At 71.9% G+C, this 292-nt stretch carries 1 protein-coding gene; it reads right to left on the bottom strand.

The window, feature by feature from the left end; genetic code table 11:
• On the bottom strand, positions 1 to 238 hold a 238-nt coding region (locus JMA46_RS16880; RefSeq protein ID WP_207346500.1), incomplete at its 3' end, for a hypothetical protein.
• Positions 239 to 292 lie beyond the last annotated feature (54 nt).

Here is a 292-nt window from a genome sequence, read left to right as displayed (position 1 = left end):
TCGGATCCAAACCCTCCAACATCTCCGCCGAGCCCGGCCACGGAATCCGCACCCCGCCAACCACCCGAGCCCGCCGCTCCTGCCCGGGCACCTCACCCCACACAGATCCCCACCCCGGCTCACCGCCGCCCGGCTCACCGCCACTTGCCTCACCGCCTGGATCCCCCGGGCCAGCTCCTGAACCCGGCCCCGGGTCAGGTCCTGATGCCCGTTCCGAGTCCGGGCCTGGCTGCGCCACCCACCCAGATCCTGATGCCCCTAGCGCCTCTTCTCGTCCTGCTTGCCCCCTTGG

This window comes from Arthrobacter sp. E3 (assembly GCF_017353415.1).
In the GTDB taxonomy this organism is placed as follows: domain Bacteria; phylum Actinomycetota; class Actinomycetes; order Actinomycetales; family Micrococcaceae; genus Specibacter.
Note: the sequence above shows the minus strand (reverse complement) of the source record. Positions and strands in the feature narration are given on the sequence as shown.